Annotated in this window: 3 protein-coding genes; 1 reads left to right on the top strand and 2 read right to left on the bottom strand. The window is 45.2% G+C overall.

Annotated features, from left to right (window positions below; all coding sequences use genetic code 11):
* A partial coding sequence (locus tag BCT81_RS23500) for a DUF3656 domain-containing protein (protein ID WP_198596950.1) occupies positions 1-1350 on the top strand: 1350 nt, incomplete at its 5' end.
* 196 nt (positions 1351-1546) lie between these two features.
* Here the strand turns inward: BCT81_RS23500 and BCT81_RS23495 are convergent.
* Positions 1547-2011: an acyl-CoA thioesterase gene (locus BCT81_RS23495; protein WP_004741007.1), complete on the bottom strand. Its 465-nt coding sequence runs from the start codon at positions 2009-2011 to the stop codon at positions 1547-1549.
* A 126-nt stretch (positions 2012-2137) separates the two neighbouring features.
* On the bottom strand, positions 2138-2569 hold a 432-nt coding region (locus BCT81_RS23490; RefSeq protein ID WP_133152699.1), incomplete at its 5' end, for an ATP-binding cassette domain-containing protein.

Raw genomic sequence — 2569 nt, 5'->3', positions numbered from 1 at the left:
CGTGATAACAGTATTAACTATGCGGTTGAGCAGGCGAAAGAGAAGAACAACGAAATCTCAGTGGTTCAGATTCAAGAAGCGACAGTACAGCTGCATGAAGCGAAAGATGTACTTGGTGACGAAATGCGTGACAAGATTAAGTTCCTTGATATCCGCAAAACGCCGGTTGCTATGTCTTTCAGCGCAAAAGCAGGTCAGCCATTTACGGTGACTGTGAAGACAGAAAAAGAGAACTTCACCCTGCAATCTAAATCGCTGCTTAATGCAACAGAAGAGAAAGCGATCACTCAAGAGCTACTTGAGAAGCGATTCAAAAACGTGAAGAGTGCGGTTCACACACTAGAAAGCCAAGATTTCAGCGAAGTGGACCCTGGGCTAGTGATTCCGTTGAAAGAAGTGTCTGACCTTAAAGACGAAATTGACTTCATTCTAAACGGTTCTGTTGAAGTGATTAAGCACGTTGAAGTGCCAGCACTACCACAGCACCCTAAAGTGAACGAGAAGCCGACTATGTCGATGCTTATCGCTGACGTTGCAGACTTGCACCTATGTGATGTGACGGACGCGGACGTTTACTTCAAGCTCCCAGAAAGCTTTAAGAAGCGTTGTAACAAATACATCGATATCTTAGCGGCAAACCCACGTTTGATTCCGTGGTTCCCAGCAGTATTGATTGGTAAGGACTACGACGAAGCTGTTCGTATTCTTGAAGTCGTTAAGCCTGCTCGCATCGTGACTAATAACACGGGTATGGCATACAAGGCTTACGAAATGGGGATCGAGTGGGTTGCAGGTCCATTCATGAACACGACAAACTCTCACGCACTAGTGACGCTTAAAGAGGAGCTAAACTGTGCGGGCGCGTTCATTTCGAACGAGATCAACAAAGGTCAGATTCGTCATATTCGCCGCCCAGAGAACTTCAAACTGTTCTACAGCATTTACCACCCAATCTTGATGATGACTAGCCGCCAATGTTTCTTCCAAAGAACAGTAGGCTGTAACAAACCAAGCATCGAAGCAGGTTGTATGTTGAAGTGTGAGAAAGCGACCACGATTACTAACGTAAAAGGTATCTCGTTCGCGGTTGATAAACAGAAGGGTGGCTACCCAAGCATTTACAACCATGAGCAGTTCCTAAACCATGACGCTGTAACGGATTTCTCTGGCCTGTTTGACGAATTCTTTATAGACCTAACCAACATTGGCGCGGGTTCTAAAGAAGTTCAAGACAAGGTAGAGCTGATCAAGCACTTCGAAGGTTTAATCAACGGCGTTGAAGGCTCACAACAACACCTAGAGCAACTAGTCGAGATCCGTACTAACGCTCAGTACGTTCAAGGTTTATAGGGTCCAAGGTTTATAGGGTTAAAAGTCTATAGCGGTAAAGTTCTTTAGGGTTCGCGGCTATAGGGGGGGAAGGTTTATAGCTCTCAATACCTATATCCCAAAGCTAATAGGCTCAAAAAACCAAACAAAAAGCCACTCAAACGAGTGGCTTTTTCTATATCTGAGGTTTCTAATTCGGTCTGAATTAACGAGTCGTTTATTCCGCTACTGCTTCTTGTTTGAAGCATGGGCTTTTTAGCGTGTTCATTCGTTCAATTTCACTGGTTAGACGCAGTGACAGCAGCGCTTTTTGGTTCGATGCAAAGTCAAACATCACGATAGTCGCGGTACCGACAGTCGTAAGCTTTTGCTGCGCTTTACTGACGATCGCGTATTCCATAGTAAAGCGGTCGTCTTGAATGTCGGTGACTCGTGAACCCACCATCAAAGTATCAGGGTAGGTGACAGGTCGGAAATATTTACAATAAGTGTCGCCAAGAACAGGACCAACCTTAGTGATTGCCATCTCTTCCATCAGTTCTACGTGCTTAAAGAAATCTAAGCGAGCGGTTTCAAAGTAGCGAAAATACACAGCGTTGTTGACGTGATTGAGTGCGTCCATTTCTCCCCAAGCGACTGGGATTTCTGTTACTACCGGGTAGTCAGATAATAGTGCTTCCATGCGAACTCTCTTATTGTTATTTATCCTTCATTGGAATAAAAACCCTACCGCTAATTTAACAAAACTGCAACACATGTGATTTAAGTTTTTGAAGCCAGAAATCACACGTTGTCAGAGACTTGGCTGTTAGCTATTAGTTGGTTCGTCACTCAGGTGTTTGAATTGGAGTTCAACCAAGCGTTGGTATAGTTCACAGCTATTGATGAGCGACTGGTGGTTACCGATGTCTACAAGCTGTCCTTGATCGAGCACCGCAATTTGGTCTGCGTGTTTGATTGTTGATAAACGGTGGGCGATGATGATCGTCGTTCTGCCGCGCATTAATTCTTCCAATGCCTGCTGAACATGATGCTCACTTTCGCTGTCTAGAGCGCTTGTTGCTTCATCCAGTAGTAAGATGTTGGGATCTTTCAAGATGGCACGCGCGATGGCAATACGCTGACGTTGACCACCAGACAGCCTTACGCCGCGCTCTCCTAGGAAACTATGGTACCCATCTGGTAGGTTCTGAATAAACTCGTGAGCGTGCGCTTTTTTCGCCGCTTCAATCACTTGCTC

It is taken from the genome of Vibrio sp. 10N.261.52.A1 (genome assembly GCF_002876325.1).
Lineage (GTDB): Bacteria > Pseudomonadota > Gammaproteobacteria > Enterobacterales > Vibrionaceae > Vibrio > Vibrio chagasii.
This window is presented reverse-complemented; position numbering and strand designations above follow the sequence as displayed.

What these genes read in the sequence shown, in the direction of transcription:
- BCT81_RS23495 (WP_004741007.1), bottom strand. Translation starts at nt 2,011, where the DNA reads ATGGAAGCACTATTATCTGACTACCCGGTAGTAACAGAAATCCCAGTC.